At 66.4% G+C, this 16,115-nt stretch carries 14 protein-coding genes and 1 pseudogene; 6 read left to right on the forward strand and 9 right to left on the reverse strand.

All coding sequences use genetic code 11. From position 1 onward, the window contains the following. A partial coding sequence (mnmD, locus tag RMO18_RS03440; protein WP_309663926.1) for a tRNA (5-methylaminomethyl-2-thiouridine)(34)-methyltransferase MnmD occupies positions 1-491 on the reverse strand: 491 nt, incomplete at its 3' end. Positions 492-534: 43 nt separating this feature from the next. Here mnmD and RMO18_RS03445 point away from each other — a divergent pair. Next, positions 535-1,581 carry an NAD(P)/FAD-dependent oxidoreductase gene (locus tag RMO18_RS03445; protein ID WP_405053997.1) on the forward strand — a complete coding sequence of 349 codons (1,047 nt, stop codon included), beginning with the start codon at positions 535-537 and terminating at the stop codon, positions 1,579-1,581. A 204-nt stretch (positions 1,582-1,785) separates the two neighbouring features. On the opposite strand, the gene RMO18_RS03450 is transcribed toward RMO18_RS03445, so the two are convergent. Next, the gene (locus RMO18_RS03450) at positions 1,786-2,325 is read right to left on the reverse strand and encodes an NAD(P)H-dependent oxidoreductase (RefSeq protein WP_309663927.1); all 540 of its coding nucleotides are present in this window, start codon (positions 2,323-2,325) and stop codon (positions 1,786-1,788) included. A gap of 99 nt (positions 2,326-2,424) precedes the next feature. Between RMO18_RS03450 and RMO18_RS03455 the strand changes: the two genes are divergently transcribed. Together RMO18_RS03455 and RMO18_RS03460 are read left to right on the forward strand one after the other, a co-directional pair. Beyond that, on the forward strand, positions 2,425-4,098 hold the full coding sequence (locus RMO18_RS03455; RefSeq protein WP_309663972.1) for a thiamine pyrophosphate-binding protein: 1,674 nt from the start codon (positions 2,425-2,427) through the stop codon (positions 4,096-4,098). A gap of 140 nt (positions 4,099-4,238) precedes the next feature. Beyond that, entirely contained in the window at positions 4,239-5,096 is an 858-nt protein-coding gene (locus tag RMO18_RS03460; RefSeq protein ID WP_309663928.1) for an autotransporter outer membrane beta-barrel domain-containing protein, read from the forward strand. Positions 5,097-5,236: 140 nt separating this feature from the next. Here RMO18_RS03460 and RMO18_RS03465 read toward each other — a convergent pair whose 3' ends face one another. Further along, entirely contained in the window at positions 5,237-5,623 is a 387-nt protein-coding gene (locus tag RMO18_RS03465; RefSeq protein ID WP_309663929.1) for a GFA family protein, read from the reverse strand. 190 nt (positions 5,624-5,813) lie between these two features. Between RMO18_RS03465 and smc the strand changes: the two genes are divergently transcribed. Then, positions 5,814-9,269 (forward strand): chromosome segregation protein SMC, encoded by a 3,456-nt coding sequence (gene smc, locus RMO18_RS03470; RefSeq protein WP_309663930.1) that lies wholly within the window; start codon positions 5,814-5,816, stop codon positions 9,267-9,269. Positions 9,270-9,487: 218 nt separating this feature from the next. Here the strand turns inward: smc and RMO18_RS03475 are convergent, their stop codons facing one another. The 4 genes and pseudogenes from RMO18_RS03475 to cbiB form a co-directional block, all read right to left on the reverse strand. Continuing rightward, the gene (locus tag RMO18_RS03475) at positions 9,488-10,030 is read right to left on the reverse strand and encodes a hypothetical protein (protein WP_309663931.1); all 543 of its coding nucleotides are present in this window, start codon (positions 10,028-10,030) and stop codon (positions 9,488-9,490) included. A 607-nt stretch (positions 10,031-10,637) separates the two neighbouring features. Then, a pseudogene (locus tag RMO18_RS03480) lies at positions 10,638-10,937 on the reverse strand (glycosyltransferase family 2 protein); the annotation flags it as partial. Continuing rightward, a complete protein-coding gene (locus RMO18_RS03485; RefSeq protein ID WP_309663932.1) occupies positions 10,937-12,094 on the reverse strand; it encodes a lytic murein transglycosylase in 1,158 nt (385 codons plus the stop codon). The pseudogene RMO18_RS03480 and the gene RMO18_RS03485, both read right to left, overlap by 1 nt. Positions 12,095-12,113: 19 nt before the next feature. Continuing rightward, positions 12,114-13,013, reverse strand: a complete 900-nt coding sequence (gene cbiB / locus RMO18_RS03490; protein WP_309663933.1) for an adenosylcobinamide-phosphate synthase CbiB — start codon at positions 13,011-13,013, stop codon at positions 12,114-12,116. Positions 13,014-13,235: 222 nt separating this feature from the next. Between cbiB and RMO18_RS03495 the strand changes: the two genes are divergently transcribed. Then, positions 13,236-13,589, forward strand: coding sequence for a hypothetical protein (locus RMO18_RS03495; protein ID WP_309663934.1), 354 nt, complete (start codon positions 13,236-13,238; stop codon positions 13,587-13,589). Positions 13,590-13,697: 108 nt separating this feature from the next. Here RMO18_RS03495 and RMO18_RS03500 read toward each other — a convergent pair whose 3' ends face one another. Together RMO18_RS03500 and RMO18_RS03505 are read right to left on the reverse strand one after the other, a co-directional pair. Further along, positions 13,698-14,225, reverse strand: a complete 528-nt coding sequence (locus tag RMO18_RS03500; protein ID WP_309663935.1) for a L,D-transpeptidase family protein — start codon at positions 14,223-14,225, stop codon at positions 13,698-13,700. Then, positions 14,222-15,394, reverse strand: coding sequence for a MalY/PatB family protein (locus tag RMO18_RS03505; protein ID WP_309663936.1), 1,173 nt, complete (start codon positions 15,392-15,394; stop codon positions 14,222-14,224). Before RMO18_RS03505 ends, RMO18_RS03500 begins: the two co-directional genes overlap by 4 nt. A gap of 194 nt (positions 15,395-15,588) precedes the next feature. Between RMO18_RS03505 and def the strand changes: the two genes are divergently transcribed. Next, a complete protein-coding gene (def, locus tag RMO18_RS03510) occupies positions 15,589-16,113 on the forward strand; it encodes a peptide deformylase (protein WP_309663937.1) in 525 nt (174 codons plus the stop codon). The last annotated feature ends 2 nt before the right edge of the window (positions 16,114-16,115 follow it).

Below are 16,115 nucleotides of genomic sequence, written 5' to 3' on the forward strand. Positions count from 1 at the left end.
AGCTCGGGGTTCTTGGCGGGGGAGAAGCCGTCGAGGAACCAGGCGTCGGTTTGGCCTTGCCAGCGGGGCAGGGTTTCGCGGGCGTCGCCGAGGATGATGGTGGCGGTCAGGTTCGGGAAGTGCAGGGTGGACTGGCCTGCAGACCATTGGATGAGCAAGGGTTGCGCGATTTCTGTAGTCTCGGGGAATGCTTGCAGCGCGCGGGCGATGTCTTGGGCGGGCATCGGGAAGGCCTCAAAGCTGGTGTAGTGCAGGTGGCCGGGGCCGGTATGGGCGAGGAGGGTGGCCATCAGGTTGAGGCCGGTGCCAAAGCCAAGCTCGGCGATGTGGAAGCCGTCGCGGAACCGATCAGGCAGGCGGTTGCCTTGCAGGAAGACGTGGCGGGTTTCGGCAAGGCCGCCGGCGAGGGAGAAGTAGGGGTCATCGAAGGCGCGGGAGACGGGGATGATGCCGTCGCGCCAATCAAGGTCGGGTTGTATCGTGGCCGGCATGTGGGTACCCCGTTTGGGGCAGGAATGGGCGAGGGCGGCTGCGATGGCAAGGGTTGGCGTGCCGAGGTTCGATGTGACGGTGCGGGGGGCGGGGATCTTCGGGCTGTCGGTGGCCTTCGCCTGTGCGCGGCGCGGGGCGCGGGTGCGGGTGATCGATCCGCACGGGGTGGGTGCGGGGTCTTCGGGCGGGATCGTGGGCGCGCTGGCGCCGCATGTGCCGGAGGCGTGGAACGCGAAGAAGCAGTTCCAGCTGGAGAGCCTGCTGCTGGCCGAGGGCTGGTGGCAGGCGGTGGCAGAGGCGTCCGGTCTGGCGACGGGGTATCTGCGGTCAGGCCGGGTGCAGCCCTTGGCGGATGCGCGGGCGGTGGAGGTGGCGCGGGCGCGCGCGGTAACGGCGGCGGCCCTGTGGGGCGGGGCGGCGGAGTGGCGGGTGGAGCGGGCGGCGGGCGGCTGGGAGCCGGTGTCGCCCACGGGCTTTGTGGTGCGCGACACGCTGAGCGCGCGGATTGCGCCGAGGGCGGGTTTGGCCGCATTGGCGGCGGCGGTGCGGGCCTATGGCGGTGAGGTCACCGGAGAGGCCGAGGAGGCGGGTGCGGTGGTGCATGCTACCGGGCTGGCGGGGCTGGAGGCGCTGTCGGCGGGGTTGGGGCGTGTGGTGGGCGGCGGGGTGAAGGGGCAAGCTGCGGCGCTGCGGTATGAGGCGGGGGAGATGGCGCAGCTGTTCGTCGATGGGCTGCACATCGTGCCGCATGGCGACGGGACGGTGGCCATCGGATCGACGAGCGAGGCGGTCTGGACGGATATGGGGACCGACGCTGCGCTGGAGGCGTTGGTGGCCAAGGCGGTGGCGGCGGTGCCGGTGCTGGCCGGGACGGAGGTGGTGGAGCGCTGGGCCGGGGTGCGGCCACGGGCGCGAAGCCGGGCGCCGATGCTGGGCGTCTGGCCGGGCCGGGCGGGGCATTATGTGGCGAATGGGGGGTTCAAGATCGGCTTCGGGATGGCGCCGAAAGTGGCGGAAGTGATGGCCGATCTGGTGCTGGAGGGGTGCTATCTGATCCCGGCGGAGTTTGCGGTTGAGGCGTCGCTTTAGGGGGCCTTCCGCCCCCTCGCCCGTTCCGGGCTCACCCCCCGAGGATATTTGGCGAAGAGGAAGGGTTCAGGTTGCGCAGTACGAGCCCGGCCTGTCCGCTTTGGCCGCAGGTGGGAGGTTCGGGGTGTGGCGCGACGATTGTCGTCGTGTGGAGCGTTGCGCCGGCGACTGGCGGGTGACCGGATGGGCGGGGGTTGTGGGGAGCTAGGGCCGATCCGCCTCGGCCCGCAGGAGGTGCATGAGTTCGGCAAGCGCCTTCTGGTAGCGCTCGTCCTTGAGGTGGCCGTCGGCGTCGAAGGCGTGGCTGGCGTCAGCCACCATCACCTCGGGGCCGGGCAGCACGCGCGGGCGGAACGGCACGAGGCAAAGGCGCAGCGCAAATTGCGAGCGGTCGCCGCCACCCCGGCCATCGGCGGCGGAAAGGATCGCCACTGGCTTGTCGCGCCAGGGGCCGCCCTTGGTGCGGCTGACCCAGTCGAGCGCGTTCTTCAAAACGCCGGGGACGGATTTGTTGTATTCCGGCGTGCTGATCACGATGGCATCGGCGGCGGCGATCTGGTCGGCGAGGGTTTGAACCTCGGGCGGGATGCCGTGAGTGGCCTCAAGATCGCCGTCGTAGAGCGGCAGGCGCAGGTCGGCCTCGGTGTGGATTGCGTCGCCAAAAGCGCGGCGCGCCTCGGCCAGGAGAAGGCGGTTGGTGGAGGCGGCGCGCAGGGCGCCGGGGATGCCGAGGAGGGTGAGCATGAGGGCCTTTCCGGGTTGGCGAGAAAGTAGCGGCTGGGGGCGGGGTTGCAAGGGGGCCGTGGCTGGCGCAGGGTTTGGGCAAAGCGGGGGGCGGCAATGATGCGGCATGGTGGGCAGATCCTGGCGGATCATCTGGCGGCTTACGGGGTGGAGCGGGTGTTTTCGGTGCCGGGGGAGAGCTTTCTGGCGGCGCTGGACGGGCTGTATGAGCGGGGCATTCCCAACATCGTCTGCCGCCATGAGGGCGCTGCCGCGATGATGGCGGAGGCCACGGGCAAGCTGACCGGGCGGCCGGGGGTGGCGTTCGTGACGCGCGGGCCGGGGGCCACCAATGCGGCGGCGGGGGTGCATATCGCGCGGCAGGACAGCACACCGATGATCCTGTTCGTGGGCCAGATTGCACGCGGGCACCGCGACCGCGAGGCGTTTCAGGAACTGGACTATCGCCGGGTTTTCGGGGGTCTGGCGAAGTGGGCGGCCGAGGTGGATCAGGTAGAGCGGCTGCCGGAGTATATCTCCCGCGCGTTTCATGTGGCGATGAGCGGGCGGCCGGGGCCGGTGGTGCTGGCGCTGCCGGAGGATATGCTGAGTTCGTTTGCCGAGGTGGCGGATCTGCCCCCGCCCGTGGCGCCGGTGCCGGGGGTGTCGGAGGCGCAGGTGGCGGCGGTGCTGGGCGCGATCCGGGGGGCGGAGCGGCCCTTGCTGGTGGTGGGCGGGCCTGCCTGGAGTGCGGCGGCAGCGGCGGATCTGCGGCGGTTTGCGGAAGGCTGGGGCCTGCCGGTGGCGGTAAGTTTCCGGCGGCAGGACCGGCTGGACAATGACAGTCCGGCCTATGTCGGCGATCTGGGGGTTGGGGCGAACCCGAAGCTTGCGGCGCGGCTGGCGGCGGCGGATCTGCTGGTGGTGCTGGGGTCGCGGCTGGGGGATGTGGCGACGGGCGGGTATGAGCTGATTGATCCGGCACGGCCACCGCGACTGGTGCATGTGCATGCTGACGCGGACGAGTTGGGGCGGGTGTTCCGGCCGGAGGTTTCGGTTTGCGCGCCGGCCCCGGTGATGGTGGCGGCCTTGGCGCGGGCACCAGTTTTCGCAGGGCGGTGGCGGGAGTGGGCGGCGCAGGCGCGGGCGGACTATGAGGGCTGGCAGGTGCCGGTGGCCACGCCGGGCGCGGTGCGGATGGAGGCGGTGGTGGGGTGGCTGTCGCAGAATCTGCCCCGAAATGCGATTTTAACCAATGGGGCGGGAAATTACGCGGCGTTTCTGCATCGTTATATAAGATTGCGAGAATACGGAACGCAATTGGCGCCAACATCCGGGTCAATGGGATATGGGTTTCCGGCGGCAATTGCGGCAAAGCTTGCGCACCCGGCGCGAATGGTTGTCTGCATGGCTGGCGACGGCTGTTTTCAGATGACGTTGAACGAGATGTCGACGGCGGTGCAGCATTGTGCGGCGGTGATCGTGATCGTGGCCAATAACGGGCGGTATGGCACGATCCGGATGCATCAGGAGCGGGAGTATCCCGGGCGGGTATCAGGGACCGATCTGGTGAACCCGGATTTTGCGGCCCTGGCAATGGCTTATGGTGGGCATGGCGAGGTGGTTGAGGAGCAGGGCGCGTTTTCGGCGGCCTTTGCGCGGGCAGTTGCGTCGGGCAAGCCCGCAGTGATCGAGCTGCGGCTGGACCGGCAAATGCTGACGACCGGGCAGACGGTGGATCAGGTCAGGGCGGCGGGGCAGGCGAAATTGGACAAGGGCAAAACCTTGAAGTAGTGCGGCAATGTCACAGTATTCAAAAAAGAGCTATTTCAAACGCAGCGCAAGTGCGGCAAGACCTTTCAGGTGATTGCCAGAGAGAGTATGAGCTTTTGCGATTGGTCACACTAGAGACGATCTTTTCAAAGGAAGAAGCAATGAAACAGGCAGTTTTCGGACTATTCGCCGCCGCACTTGGCGCGGCAGCGCCGGCGATGGCGCAGGATTACGGATTTTCAGGTGATTTCGGCCTTGGCTACTGGCATAACGCCGACGGCGGACCGGGTCTGGAATCCAACGGGGGGATCGACGGTAAGGATGACCGGACCACGCTGCGCACCCGCCTGAGCTTTGCGACCGCGATTGGCAATGGCTTGACCGGGCAGATCGACTTTACCAGCAACGACTATTCCAGTGCTGACCCATCGTTGGATACAGACGACGCGACGAGTTTTTCGCGCGATCTGGCGCTGCGGTTGCGGCGGGATTTTGGCGGGTTCACGGCCGGAGCGTTCCTTGGCTATGGCGATCACAACGACTTCGGTGATTCCGATGCGGCCATGTACTACACCTTCGCGGGGATTGAGGCCGAGCGGGCGATGGCTTTCGGTTCGATCTTTGGAGAGGTTGGTTATCTGGACTCGACTGACGAATATGACGAAGGCACGCAGCGCGCGCCCTATGTCCGCGCCGGGCTGGTCTACAACCTGCCGAACGACTTTGTGATGACCGGGTCTGTCGGCTATGCAGGCGGCCGCAAGTATGGCGACGACCAGTTCAGCAATACCATTCTCAACGCCGAGATCGGCCTTGAGCGGGCGATCAGCGACCAGCTTTCGGTCTATGGCAGCTATGATTACAACCGCATCTCGTATGACGACGCCGGGGACGATTTTGGGGATACGATCGGCACGCTGTACGTGGGCGTGAAGATGACGCTGGGCGGCACCAAGACGGCGCGCCCGCTGGCACCATTCGGCAAGTGGGTGTCCTACAACGCCAACGAGATCGAATAGGTCTTTCGTCCTGCAGACCTGAAAGAGCCGCATCCGGAAGGGTGCGGCTTTTGCATTGCGGCTGGTCATGGAGACGAAGTCGGTCTGGATCAGGCGCTGAAGGGCCGACCAGTCACCGGGCGCGAAGCGTTGATCCGGCGTCATTCCAGTGGCAAGCCGTCGGCGAGGTGAACCCAAGGCAGCCGTTCATCAGCGTGATAGTGGCCGGCGGGGGTGAATTGCGTCGGGTCATCAAGGGTGGCGGCGTAGAAGTGGGTTTCGTCGGGGAAACGGGTGGCGCGGTAAGTCATCTGAGTGCCGCAGGTCGGGCAGAAGTCACGCCAGACACCGGGGGAGGACGCATAGGTCGCGGGGGGTGTGCCGGACCATGCCCCGGCACCGTTGCGGATGCCGAAGAACGAGGTGAAGGGCGAGGCTGTGGCGCGGCGGCAGCTTTCGCTCTGGCAGTGGCCCTGCCAGAGCGGCGGTTCGGTGCAACGGTAGGTGACAGCGCCGCAAAGGCAGCGTCCGGTGAAGGGCGGGGTCATGGGGCCTCCCGGTTTCGGTACAGCAAAGCGTGATGGTGCGGTGCGCGCAAGAGAGAATCAGGCGCCAAATGTCGGGTTGGCGCTCAAGATGTTGGGGATAAGGTGGCGGAGCTTGCCAGATGATGGGGGCTTGGGTTGACTCTGTGGGTGTCGGGCGGGAACATCGCCAGGTGCGACTCATGAGGTTCCATTGCGTCTGACCAAACTGCGCCTGAACGGCTTCAAAAGCTTTGTCGACCCTACGGATCTGGTGATCCATGAGGGTCTGACGGGCGTTGTGGGACCGAATGGTTGCGGCAAATCCAACCTTCTGGAAGCGTTGCGCTGGGTGATGGGGGAAAACCGACCCACCGCGATGCGCGGCGGCGGGATGGAGGACGTGATCTTTAACGGCGCCGCGACGCGTGGCGCGCGGCATTTCGCCGAAGTGGCGCTGGTGATTGACAACCAGGACCGGCTGGCGCCAAGCGGCTTCAACGACGCGGATCAGATCGAGATCGTGCGGCGGATCACGCGGGATGCGGGGTCTGCCTACCGGGCCAATACCAGGGAAGTGCGGGCGCGGGATGTGCAGATGCTGTTCGCCGATGCCTCCACCGGGTCGGCCAGCCCGGCGCTGGTGCGGCAGGGGCAGATTTCGGAGCTGATCAATGCCAAGCCCAAGGCGCGGCGGCGGATCCTGGAAGAGGCGGCGGGGATCAGCGGCCTTTACGCGCGGCGGCACGAGGCCGAGCTGAAGCTGGCCGGGACGGAACAGAACCTGCTTCGGGTGGATGATGTGCTGGAAGCCTTGGCCCAGCAGTTGAGCGTGCTGATCCGGCAGGCCAAGCAGGCGGCGCGATACCGTGAGATCGGCGAGGAGCTGCGCAAGTCGGAAGGCATGCTGCTGTGGCGGCGCTGGCGCGAGGCGGATGCGGCGCGGGGCGTGGCTGAGGGGGCGTTGCGCGAGCGGCTGATCGCGGCGGGGCAGGCGGAGGCTGGGGCACGCAGTGCCGGTGCGGTGCGCGAGGCGGCAGATGCGGCCTTGCCCCGCTTGCGCGAAGAGGAGGCGATTGCCAGCGCGGTGCTGCAGCGGCTGGGGTTGCAGCGGGACGCGCTGGGCGATCAGGAAACGCGCGCCCGGGCGATGATCGACACGCTGCGGGGCCGGGTGGAGCAGTTGTCGCGCGACATGGAGCGCGAGGCCGGACTGAACCGCGATGCGGGCGAGGTGATCGAGCGGCTGGAGTGGGAAGTGGAGCAATTGGCCCGCGCCCATGAGGGCCACGAGGAAAAGCTGGCCGAGGCAATGGAAGCCGCGCGCGAGGCGGGGGCGATCCTGAGCGACCGGGAAACCGTGCTGTCGCAAGCGACGGAAGATGCCGCACGGCTGGCCGCACGGCACCAGTCGGCGCAGCGGATGCTGGGCGACACGCGGGCGACGCTGGAGCGGGCCGAGGGCGAGGCTTTGCGGGCCCGCGAGACGGTGGCTGCAGCAGGAGAGGCGCTGGAGGCGGCGGCCGAGGCCTATGCCGCGGCGGAGGACGCGCAAGAAGCGGCGGCGGCCTTGGCCGAGGCGACAGAAGCGGTGCTGGTCGAGGCCGAGGTGGCGCGGGCCGAGACGCAGGGCCGTGAGGCCGAGGCGCGGGCGGCGCGGTCGTCTGCCGAGGGCGAGGCGAATGCCTTGCGCGCCGAAGTGGCGGCACTGGCGCGGCTGGTGGAACGCGAAGCGCAGGCGGGGCATCAGCTTTTGGACAAGCTGGTGGTGACGCCGGGATTTGAAAAGGCGCTGGGCGCGGCCTTGGCCGATGATCTGCGCAGCCCCGAGGTGGAGGGTGGCGCGCGGTCGGGCTGGGCACGGCTGGAGGCTTATGCGGTGCCGCAGGCTTTGCCTGCTGGCGCGGTGCCGTTGGGGTCGGAAGTGCGGGGGCCGGCGGTGCTGGCGCGCCGCTTGAGCCAGATCGGGCTGGTCAGCCGCGAGCAGGGGTTTGTGTTGCAGGCCGATCTGCAGCCCGGTCAGCGGCTGGTCAGTGTCGAGGGCGATCTGTGGCGCTGGGACGGGTTCCGCGCGGGGGCCGAGGATGCGCCATCGGCGGCGGCGCTGCGGCTGCAGCAGTTGAACCGGTTGGTGCAGCTGAAGCGCGATCTGGATGAGGTGGCGGCGCGGGCCGATGGTGCGCGCCATGCACATGAGGCGTTGCAGACGCGGTTGGCGGAACTGGCGGCGGTGGATCAGCGCGCGCGGGACGCACGGCGCGCGGCGGATGGCCGGGTGACCGAGGCGAACCGGGCGGCGGCGCGGGCCGAGGCCGACCGGTCGATCGCCGGGGGCAAGCTGGAGGCGGCGACGCTGGCGGTTGCGCGGTTCGAGGACGAGGCGATGGCGGCGCGTGCGCGGTTGCGCGAGGCCGAGGGGGCGATGGCCGATCTGGGTGATCTGGACGCGGCACGCGGCGCGGTTGAGGCGGCGAAATTCGCCGTTGAGGCGGCGCGGATTGCCATGCTGACGCGGCGGTCCTCGCAAGACGAGGTGCGCCGCGAAGGCGAGGCGCGGGTGCGGCGGCGGCAGGAGGCAGTGAAGGAGCTGTCGGGCTGGAAGCACCGGCTGGAAACGGCAGAGCGGCGGATTGCCGAGTTGACCGAGCGGCGGGCCGAGACCGAGGAGGAATTGGCCGAAGCGACCGAGGCCCCGGAAGAGATTGCAGCGCGGCGCGAAGAGTTGGCCGACGCGATGGCGGGTGCCGAGGCGCGGCGGCGGCTGGCGGCGGATGCACTGGCGGCGGCAGAAGCGGCCTTGCGCGAGGCGCAGACGGCCGAGCGCGATGCAGAGCGCCAGGCGGGCGAGGCGCGCGAGGCGCGGGCCCGGGCCGAAGCGCGGCTGGACGCCGCGCGCGAGGGCGTGGCGCTGGCGGCGGAACGCATCCGCGAGGAGGATGACCGGACACCGGACGAGTTGTTCGCGTCCTTGCGAGTGGACGCAGACAAGATGCCGGATGCCGACCACCTTGAGGCTGACGTGGGCCGGCTGAAACGCCAGCGCGAAGCGTTGGGGGCGGTGAACCTGCGGGCAGAGGAAGACGCCAAGGCGGTAGAGGCGGAATATGATGCGCTGGCGGCTGAGAAGGCCGATCTGGAAGAGGCGGTGAAGAAGCTGCGCGCGGGGATTTCCGGCCTGAACAAAGAGGGCCGCGAGCGGCTGCTGACGGCGTTCGAGCAGGTGAACGCGAATTTCGCGACCCTGTTCACGCATCTGTTTGGCGGCGGCGAGGCACGGCTGGTGCTGGTGGAAAGTGACGATCCGTTGGAGGCGGGGCTGGAGATCATGTGCCAGCCACCGGGCAAAAAGCTGGCCGTGCTGAGCCTGCTGTCAGGCGGCGAGCAGACGCTGACGGCGCTGGCGCTGATCTTCGGGGTGTTTCTGGCGAACCCGGCACCGATCTGCGTGCTGGACGAGGTGGATGCGCCGCTGGACGATGCCAACGTGACGCGGTTTTGCGATCTGTTGGATGAAATGACCCGGCGGACCGAGACCCGGTTCCTGATCATCACGCACCATCCGGTGACGATGGCGCGGATGGACCGGCTGTTCGGGGTAACGATGCAGGAACAGGGCGTCAGTCAGCTGGTCAGCGTGGACCTGAAGAAGGCCGAGGCGATGGTCGCCTGAAGACGGGCGTAGGGATAACCGGCTGTTAACTTGATTCGGGCAGAACGAGGCGTGAACATTCACGGACCGAGGTTTGCCATGCATACGATAATCGCCCTGACGACCGTCATCTTCCTTGCCATCTGGGCGCAGGATCTTGGGCACCGCGATGGTGCGGGGTCCTGGCAGCGGGTGCCGGGCGTTCAGATATCACGGTGACGGCGTAGTTGGGCAGCGCCTTACCCCCGGTGCAGGATGGTCAGGGTGTCTTGCAAGGTGATGATGCCGTCCTGTTCGACGCTGCACAGGATGCCGCGCAGGCGCAGGTCGCGGTGGCCGGGGGCGGTGATCCAGGCGCGGGCTTCGGGGCCATAGCGGGCAGTCCATTTCACGCAGCCGTCATTGAACACGGGTGACACGCGCAAGACGGCTGTGCCGGCCTGTAGCAGGGTGCCAGTGGGCAGGTTCGCCTCGGTCAGGTCAAGATCGGCCACGATCGGATCACCGGGATGCGGGATGTCCTCGCCGTCGCGCCAGACCAGACCCAGCACGCGCGCGGCAAGCACCGAGATCTGGATGTCGGGGTCAGGGCTGCCGTCGGGCAGACGCAGCCAGGGTTCGGTCAGCCAGCGTTCCCCCGGAATGCCGCTGGCGCAGGTGACGGTGAGGGCCGGCGGGAAAGCGCGGTGGTTGCGCATCGGGCGGGTGCACAGCTGGGTGATCGGCCCCTTGTCTTTTGGCGCGGCAAGGATGTGCGGCAGGGCTGCCATCAGGTCTGCCATGGTCGGCGTCATGCGAGGGTGCCCTTTTGCAAAGCCGCCACCTTGGCGCGCAGGCCAGATCAGCGGTGATCAGCCGGCCTGCAGATTGCAGCAGCGCGGCGGTTTCGGCGGTGAGGATCTGGGTGCCGTCATACAGGCGCTGAATCACGTCATCCGCCGCCCCGGCAAGATGCGATTGCAGTGCCGGGTGGTATTGATACGCACCACGGGTCAGCCGGAACGGCAGTGCGGCAAGCCAGGCCTTGCGGTCCTGCGCGTGAAAATGCAGCAGGGGCACATCCGGGTGGAAGGGTACGGCCATCCGCTCGCCCTGCAGAAAGACGCCGTGCAGGCGAAGCGCTACACCCGGTGCTGCAGGCCGGCAGAAGGATTTTCCCGCAGCGTGGCTGAGATTGCCCTTGGGCAGGATCGACCGGTAAGGCCCCAGCACTGGGCGGCGCAGATCGGCGTGGGTGTCGCGCAACGGGCCGCGGAACTGCCGGGCGGTAAAGATGTCGTCAGGCAGGGACGGGTCGTGCATCGCTTCGAACGGTTCCATCCGGATCGCTATGGTCTTGGCGTCTTGCGCGCCCAGGATGTCGGCCAGGGGGCGGGTGGGGCACAGGAATTCGTCTACATCCAGATGGCCCAGCCAGTCATGCGTGCAGCATTTCTGTGCCACCCTGGCGTTGCGGGCCTGACGGTTCTGATGCCGGTCGTGCCGCCCGCCGTGGGACTGCCAATAGGCGTCAGTGCAGCGGATCGCGGTCACACGGGGCAGGGCCGCGATGATGGCAAAGGCGGGGTCTTCCGGGTCGTCGAAGCAAAGGGTGATCTCTGCGGCACCAAGCGACAGATGCTGGGCCACAAAGGCAAGGATCTGCGGCGCGGGCGCTTTCACCGTGGCGACAAGTGCCCAGGATACCATCAGAGCGCGTCCAGAAGGGCCACCGTCGGCCAGCCATCGGCGGGTTGGCCAAGGCGGGACTGTTCCTTTTGCACCGCCGCGCGGGTGCCCGCCCCAAGAATTCCGTCAATCTTGCCGACCTCATGGCCAAGGGCGGCAAGCTTTTCCTGCAGCGCCATCATCTGTTCCAGGCTGAGTGCTGCGTCGGGGGTGCCCGCAGCATAGGCGGAGGCCCCTTCGATGCGGGTGGCGAAATAGGCGGCGGTGGTGACGTAGATGAAGCTTTTGTTCCATTCAAAAAGCACGCGGTAGTTCGGATAGACGAGGAAGGCCGGGCCGTTGCGACCCTGCGGCAGCAAGACCGAGGCAGGCAGGCCGGAGGGCAGCGCACCAATGCGCGCGGCAACGCCGAGAGCGGCCCAATCCTGCACCGGCAGTGTGGTGTCTAGGCCGGTCTTCGCCCAATCGAAGCCATCAGGCAAGGTGATCTCGGTCAACCACGGTTCACGAGCGCGCCACCCGTGGTGCTGCAGCATCCGTGCGCCAGACAGCAGCGCGTCTTCGACCGAGGTTTTCAGCGTGACCAGCCCGTCGCCATCGCCATCTACCCCACGTTCAAGAATGTCTTTCGGCAGCATCTGCACCATGCCGATCTCGCCCGCCCAGGCGCCGGTGGTGGCGAGGTCGAACTCGTTCAGCCGATACAGCTCCAGCGCGGCGAGAACCTGCGGCTGAAACATCTCGGGCCGGCGGCAATCATGTGCGAGGGTCAGCAGCGCGTTGCGGGTGTTGAAATCGCCCTGGACCTGGCCGAAATCCGTCTCGAACGCCCAAAAGGCGAGGAGGATGCCGCGACTGACGCCAAACTCGGCCTCGGCGCGGGTGAAGATCGCGTCAAGATCGGCAGATTTCGTCTGGGCGGTGGCGAGGCGCTGCTTTGAGATCAGCGATTGCGAGAAATCGAGAAAGGTCTTGCGGAAGACGCCTTGGTTGCGGTCGGCCTTGAGGACTTTCGGGTCAGGCGCGGCGGCCTTGAAAAAGGCTTTCACGGTGTCAGCGGGCTGGCCTGCTGCCATCGCCTCGTCTTGCATGGTGGTGAGAAATGCCGCGAAATCGCCACCGCAGGGTGCGGCGGCGGCAGGGCTGGCCAGGGCAATGGCGACAAGGGCGGCACGCATGAAAACCTCCGGTAAAAGACTAGAAGAGCGCTGTGAGCGTGGCAATTGCCAGCAGTGCACCCCAGGCGCGCCACAGCGCGGCGCAGGCGGCGTCGATATCGGGGGCGCCGGGGTCGCGGCGGCCTTCGGGCCAGACCCATGGAAAGTCCTTCATCGCGCCGTCATAGCTGCGCGGCCCGGAAAGGGCCACGTTGAGAACCGGGGCGAGGGCAGCCTCGGGCCAGCCTGCATTCGGGCTGCGATGCTTTGGCGCGTCGCGCAGGATGGGCGTGGCGTCGACCCAGCCGTGCGTCAGCGCGATGAGGACGGCGGTCAGGCGCGCGGGGATCAGGTTCAGAAGGTCGTCAAACCGGGCCGAAGCCCAGCCGAATTCGCGGTAGCGGGGGGACATGTGGCCGACCATGCTGTCGGCGGTGTTGGCCAGTTTGTACATCAGGATGCCGGGCAGGCCGAGCAGCAGGTACCAGAACACCGGTGCCACCACGCCGTCAGAGAGGTTTTCGGCGGCACTTTCGATGGCGGCGCGGGCGACGTCAGGTTCGCGCATCGCGGCGGTGTCGCGGCCGACGATCATCGCCACGGTCGCGCGACCTTCTGCCAGCGAACGGCGCAGGCCGGTGGCCACGGCGCGCACGTGATCGACAAGGCTGCGCTGCGCCAGAAGGATGGCGACGAGAAGGGCCTCAAGGATACCGTGGTCGGGGATCAGGTGGATCAGCCAGCCCGCGAGCATCGCGCCGAATGCGAGGCCGGCGGTCATCGCAGCACCCTTCAGGCGGCGGCCTTCGCCCCGGTTCAGGCGGGCCTCAAGTGCCGCAATCAGGCGGCCCATCACCACTGCGGGATGCGGGATGCGATCCCAGATCAGCTTTGGTTCACCGAACAGAGCGTCAAGGATCATGGCGGAAACGAGGATCATCGCGTGGCTTTAGCGCCCTTCCGACTGATTCGCAGCCTGTTCCTGTCGCGGGGCCTGCAGAAACCCCAAATGCGCTGTTGCCACAGTGGATTGCAATCCTAGGGCGAAACCGGGTGCGACTTTAGCGACACGTGACCTTCACAAATTGGCAACAGCTGTGTGGCAGCTTGATTTTATTGCGATTTGTTTCAGAATTTAGATCTGCACTGCGGGGGAATGGCGATGCTGGAGTTTCTGCCAAAAGAAGTCCGTGACGGGCTGGAGGCCGCGCGCAAGCGGGAACAGCGCAACAAGTCGCGGCTGCGGGTGCAGGTCGGCGAGGCGGTGTATCCGGTGCTGCGGTTCTGGCATGACGGTTTTGCACTGGATGCCGACATGTCACCGGGAAAGCTGCGCGGGCTGGTCGATATCTATGACGGGTCGCGCCACATCTTTCAGTGCCTGATCATGGCGACCAGCATCGAAAACGGCGAGTTGGTCTGCGATTTCAAGCGTGCGACCGCGGTGACCGGCAAGGCGGCGCTGGATTTCTGGCGCGACGAGTCTGCGCCAGTCGGCTATCTGCCGCGCATGTAGCCGCCGGCTTTCAGGCGGAGCGGCGTGCCGCCGCATGGTTTTCGTGTCGCCGGCGCGGCCAGGGCCGCTTGGCTCCGGCTTTTTTGAGTATTTTTGCAAAGAGCAAGGTCAGGGGCGGATTTCCACTGCGGTACCGATGGGCGTCACCTGCCAGATTTGCTGCATCTCGGCGTTGGTCAGGGCGATGCAGCCGGCCGTCCAGTCGCCTTTGACGATGAAGCCGTCCGGCAGCGCGTTTGGCTGACCGTGGATGAAGATATCGCCGCCGGGATTGTAGCCAGCCGCCGCCGCGCGGGCGCGATCTTCGGCTTGCGGGTAATCGAGGCCGAGCGACAGGTGATAGGCGCTGTCAGCGTTGCGCCGGTTGATGGTGAAGCGGCCTTCGGGCGTGCGGCCATCGCTCTGGGCGACCTTGTCGCCGCTGGGTGTGAAGCCAAGGGCGATACGGTAGGTGCGCAGCGGCTGGCCATTCTGGAACAGTTGCATCCGGCGGGCGGATTTGTTGATCACGATCAGGTCGATGCTGCCCTGGATCGGGGGCAGCGGTGGCGGCGGTGCCAGAGGGCGCAACCAGATCGCGGCGAGGCCGAGGCCCAGCACCGCGATCAGCAGAAGAAGCGTCAGCAGCCGTTTCATTGCAGATCGGCGAAGGCCTTTTGCAGCCGGGCGACTGCCTCGGCCACCTGGGCGCGCGGGGCGGCGATGTTGAACCGCAGGAAGCTGTCGCCGCCTTTGCCAAAGCTGGCACCGTGGTTGGTGGCGATCTTGGCGGTCTTTTCCACCCGGGCGATGAATTCGGCAGGGGCCATGCCGGTGCCCGAGAAATCAACCCAGGCGAGGTAGGTCGCCTGAAGCGGCATCGAACGAAGGCCGGGGATTGCAGTGACCGCTGCGTCAAAGAGGCGGCGGTTGCCGTCAAGGTAGCGCATCAGATCATCGACCCAGGCGGCGCCTTCGGGGGAATAGGCGGCGGTCGCCATGTGCAGGCCGAAGGAATTGGGGGAGATGCCCATGGCGTTCATCCGCTTTGCAAAACAGGCGCGCAGTTTGGGATCGGCGATGATCACGTTGCCAGCATGGGCACCGGCGATGTTGAAGGTTTTGGTGGTGGCCGTCATCATCACCAGCCGGTCGGCGATGTCCGGCGCCGCGTTCGCCATCACGATATGGCGTTGGCCGGGGTAGACGAGATCGTGGTGGATCTCGTCGGAGACGAGGATCAGGTCATGGCGGACGCAGAAGTCGGCGACGCCGCGCAGTTCATCCGCCGTCCAGACCCGCCCGCCGGGATTGTGCGGCGAGCAGAGGATGAACATCTTCTCCACGCCGGTCATTTGCGCGTCCCAGGCGGCGAAATCGATCGTCAGGTGGCCATCGGTGTTGGTCAACTGGCATTCAATTACCTGCCGGTCGGCGGCTTTGATGATGCGGGCGAAAGCATGGTAGACCGGGGTCATCAGCACGATGCCGTCACCGGGCGCAGAAAATGTGTCGATGCACATGGCGGTGCCGTTGACGAGGCCGTGGGTGGTGAAGATGTGGTCACGCGCCACCTGCCAGCCGTGCCGGGTCTGCATCCACCAGCGGATTGCGTCGAGATACTTGCTGTCGTCGCCGAAATAGCCATAGACACCATGCGCCAGCATCTTTTCCAGCGCGGTCTGGATCACCTGCGGCGGGCGGAATTCCATGTCGGCGACCCACATGGCGAGGCTCTCGTCAGGCGGCATTCCGTAGAGTGTTTCCAGCATGTCCCATTTGCTGCAGTGGGTGCCGATACGGTTTACAGGGGTATCAAAGGTCATGGCGGGCTTTCAGGCTGTTGCTTTTATTTCGGATATTGGAGGAATAGTGGAATGTCATTCTGATTCTTCATTCTATCTTAGAACAGAGTGCTGATAATGCGGAGAATTGCAGAACAATCGTGCCTCTGCATGTGTTTCAATCAACCCGTCTTGTCCCCCTTGCGTCACGGCGGATGCTTTCGTAAATCGCTGCGATGATCCGCTCTATCCTGATCCATCCCGACCCGCGCCTCAAGAAGCTCTGTGATCCGGTCACCGAGATTACGGGAGAGGTGCGGCAACTGGCCGCCGATATGCTGGAAACGATGTATGACGCGCCGGGTATCGGCCTCGCGGCACCGCAGGTCGGGGTGATGCGGCGCGTGCTGGTGATGGATTGCATCAAGGAGGGAACGCCCGAACCGATGGTGCTGATCAATCCGGCTGTGATCTGGGCGTCGGAAGACCAGACGGTCTACGAGGAGGGGTGCCTGTCGATCCCGGATCAGTATGCCGATGTAAAGCGGCCCGCCGAGGTTCAGGTCCGTTGGACCGATCTGCACGGGGTCGAGCAGGAGCGCCAGTTTGCGGGCATCTGGGCGACCTGCGTGCAGCACGAGATCGACCATCTGGATGGCAAGCTGTTCATCGATTATCTCGGCCCGCTGAAGCGCCAGATGATCACCCGCAAGATGGAAAAGCTGAAGCGGGAGCGGGCGCGCGAGTTGACAGTGCGCTGACG

Origin of the sequence: Tabrizicola sp., assembly GCF_031377265.1 — a bacterium.
Lineage (GTDB): Bacteria > Pseudomonadota > Alphaproteobacteria > Rhodobacterales > Rhodobacteraceae > JAUYQR01.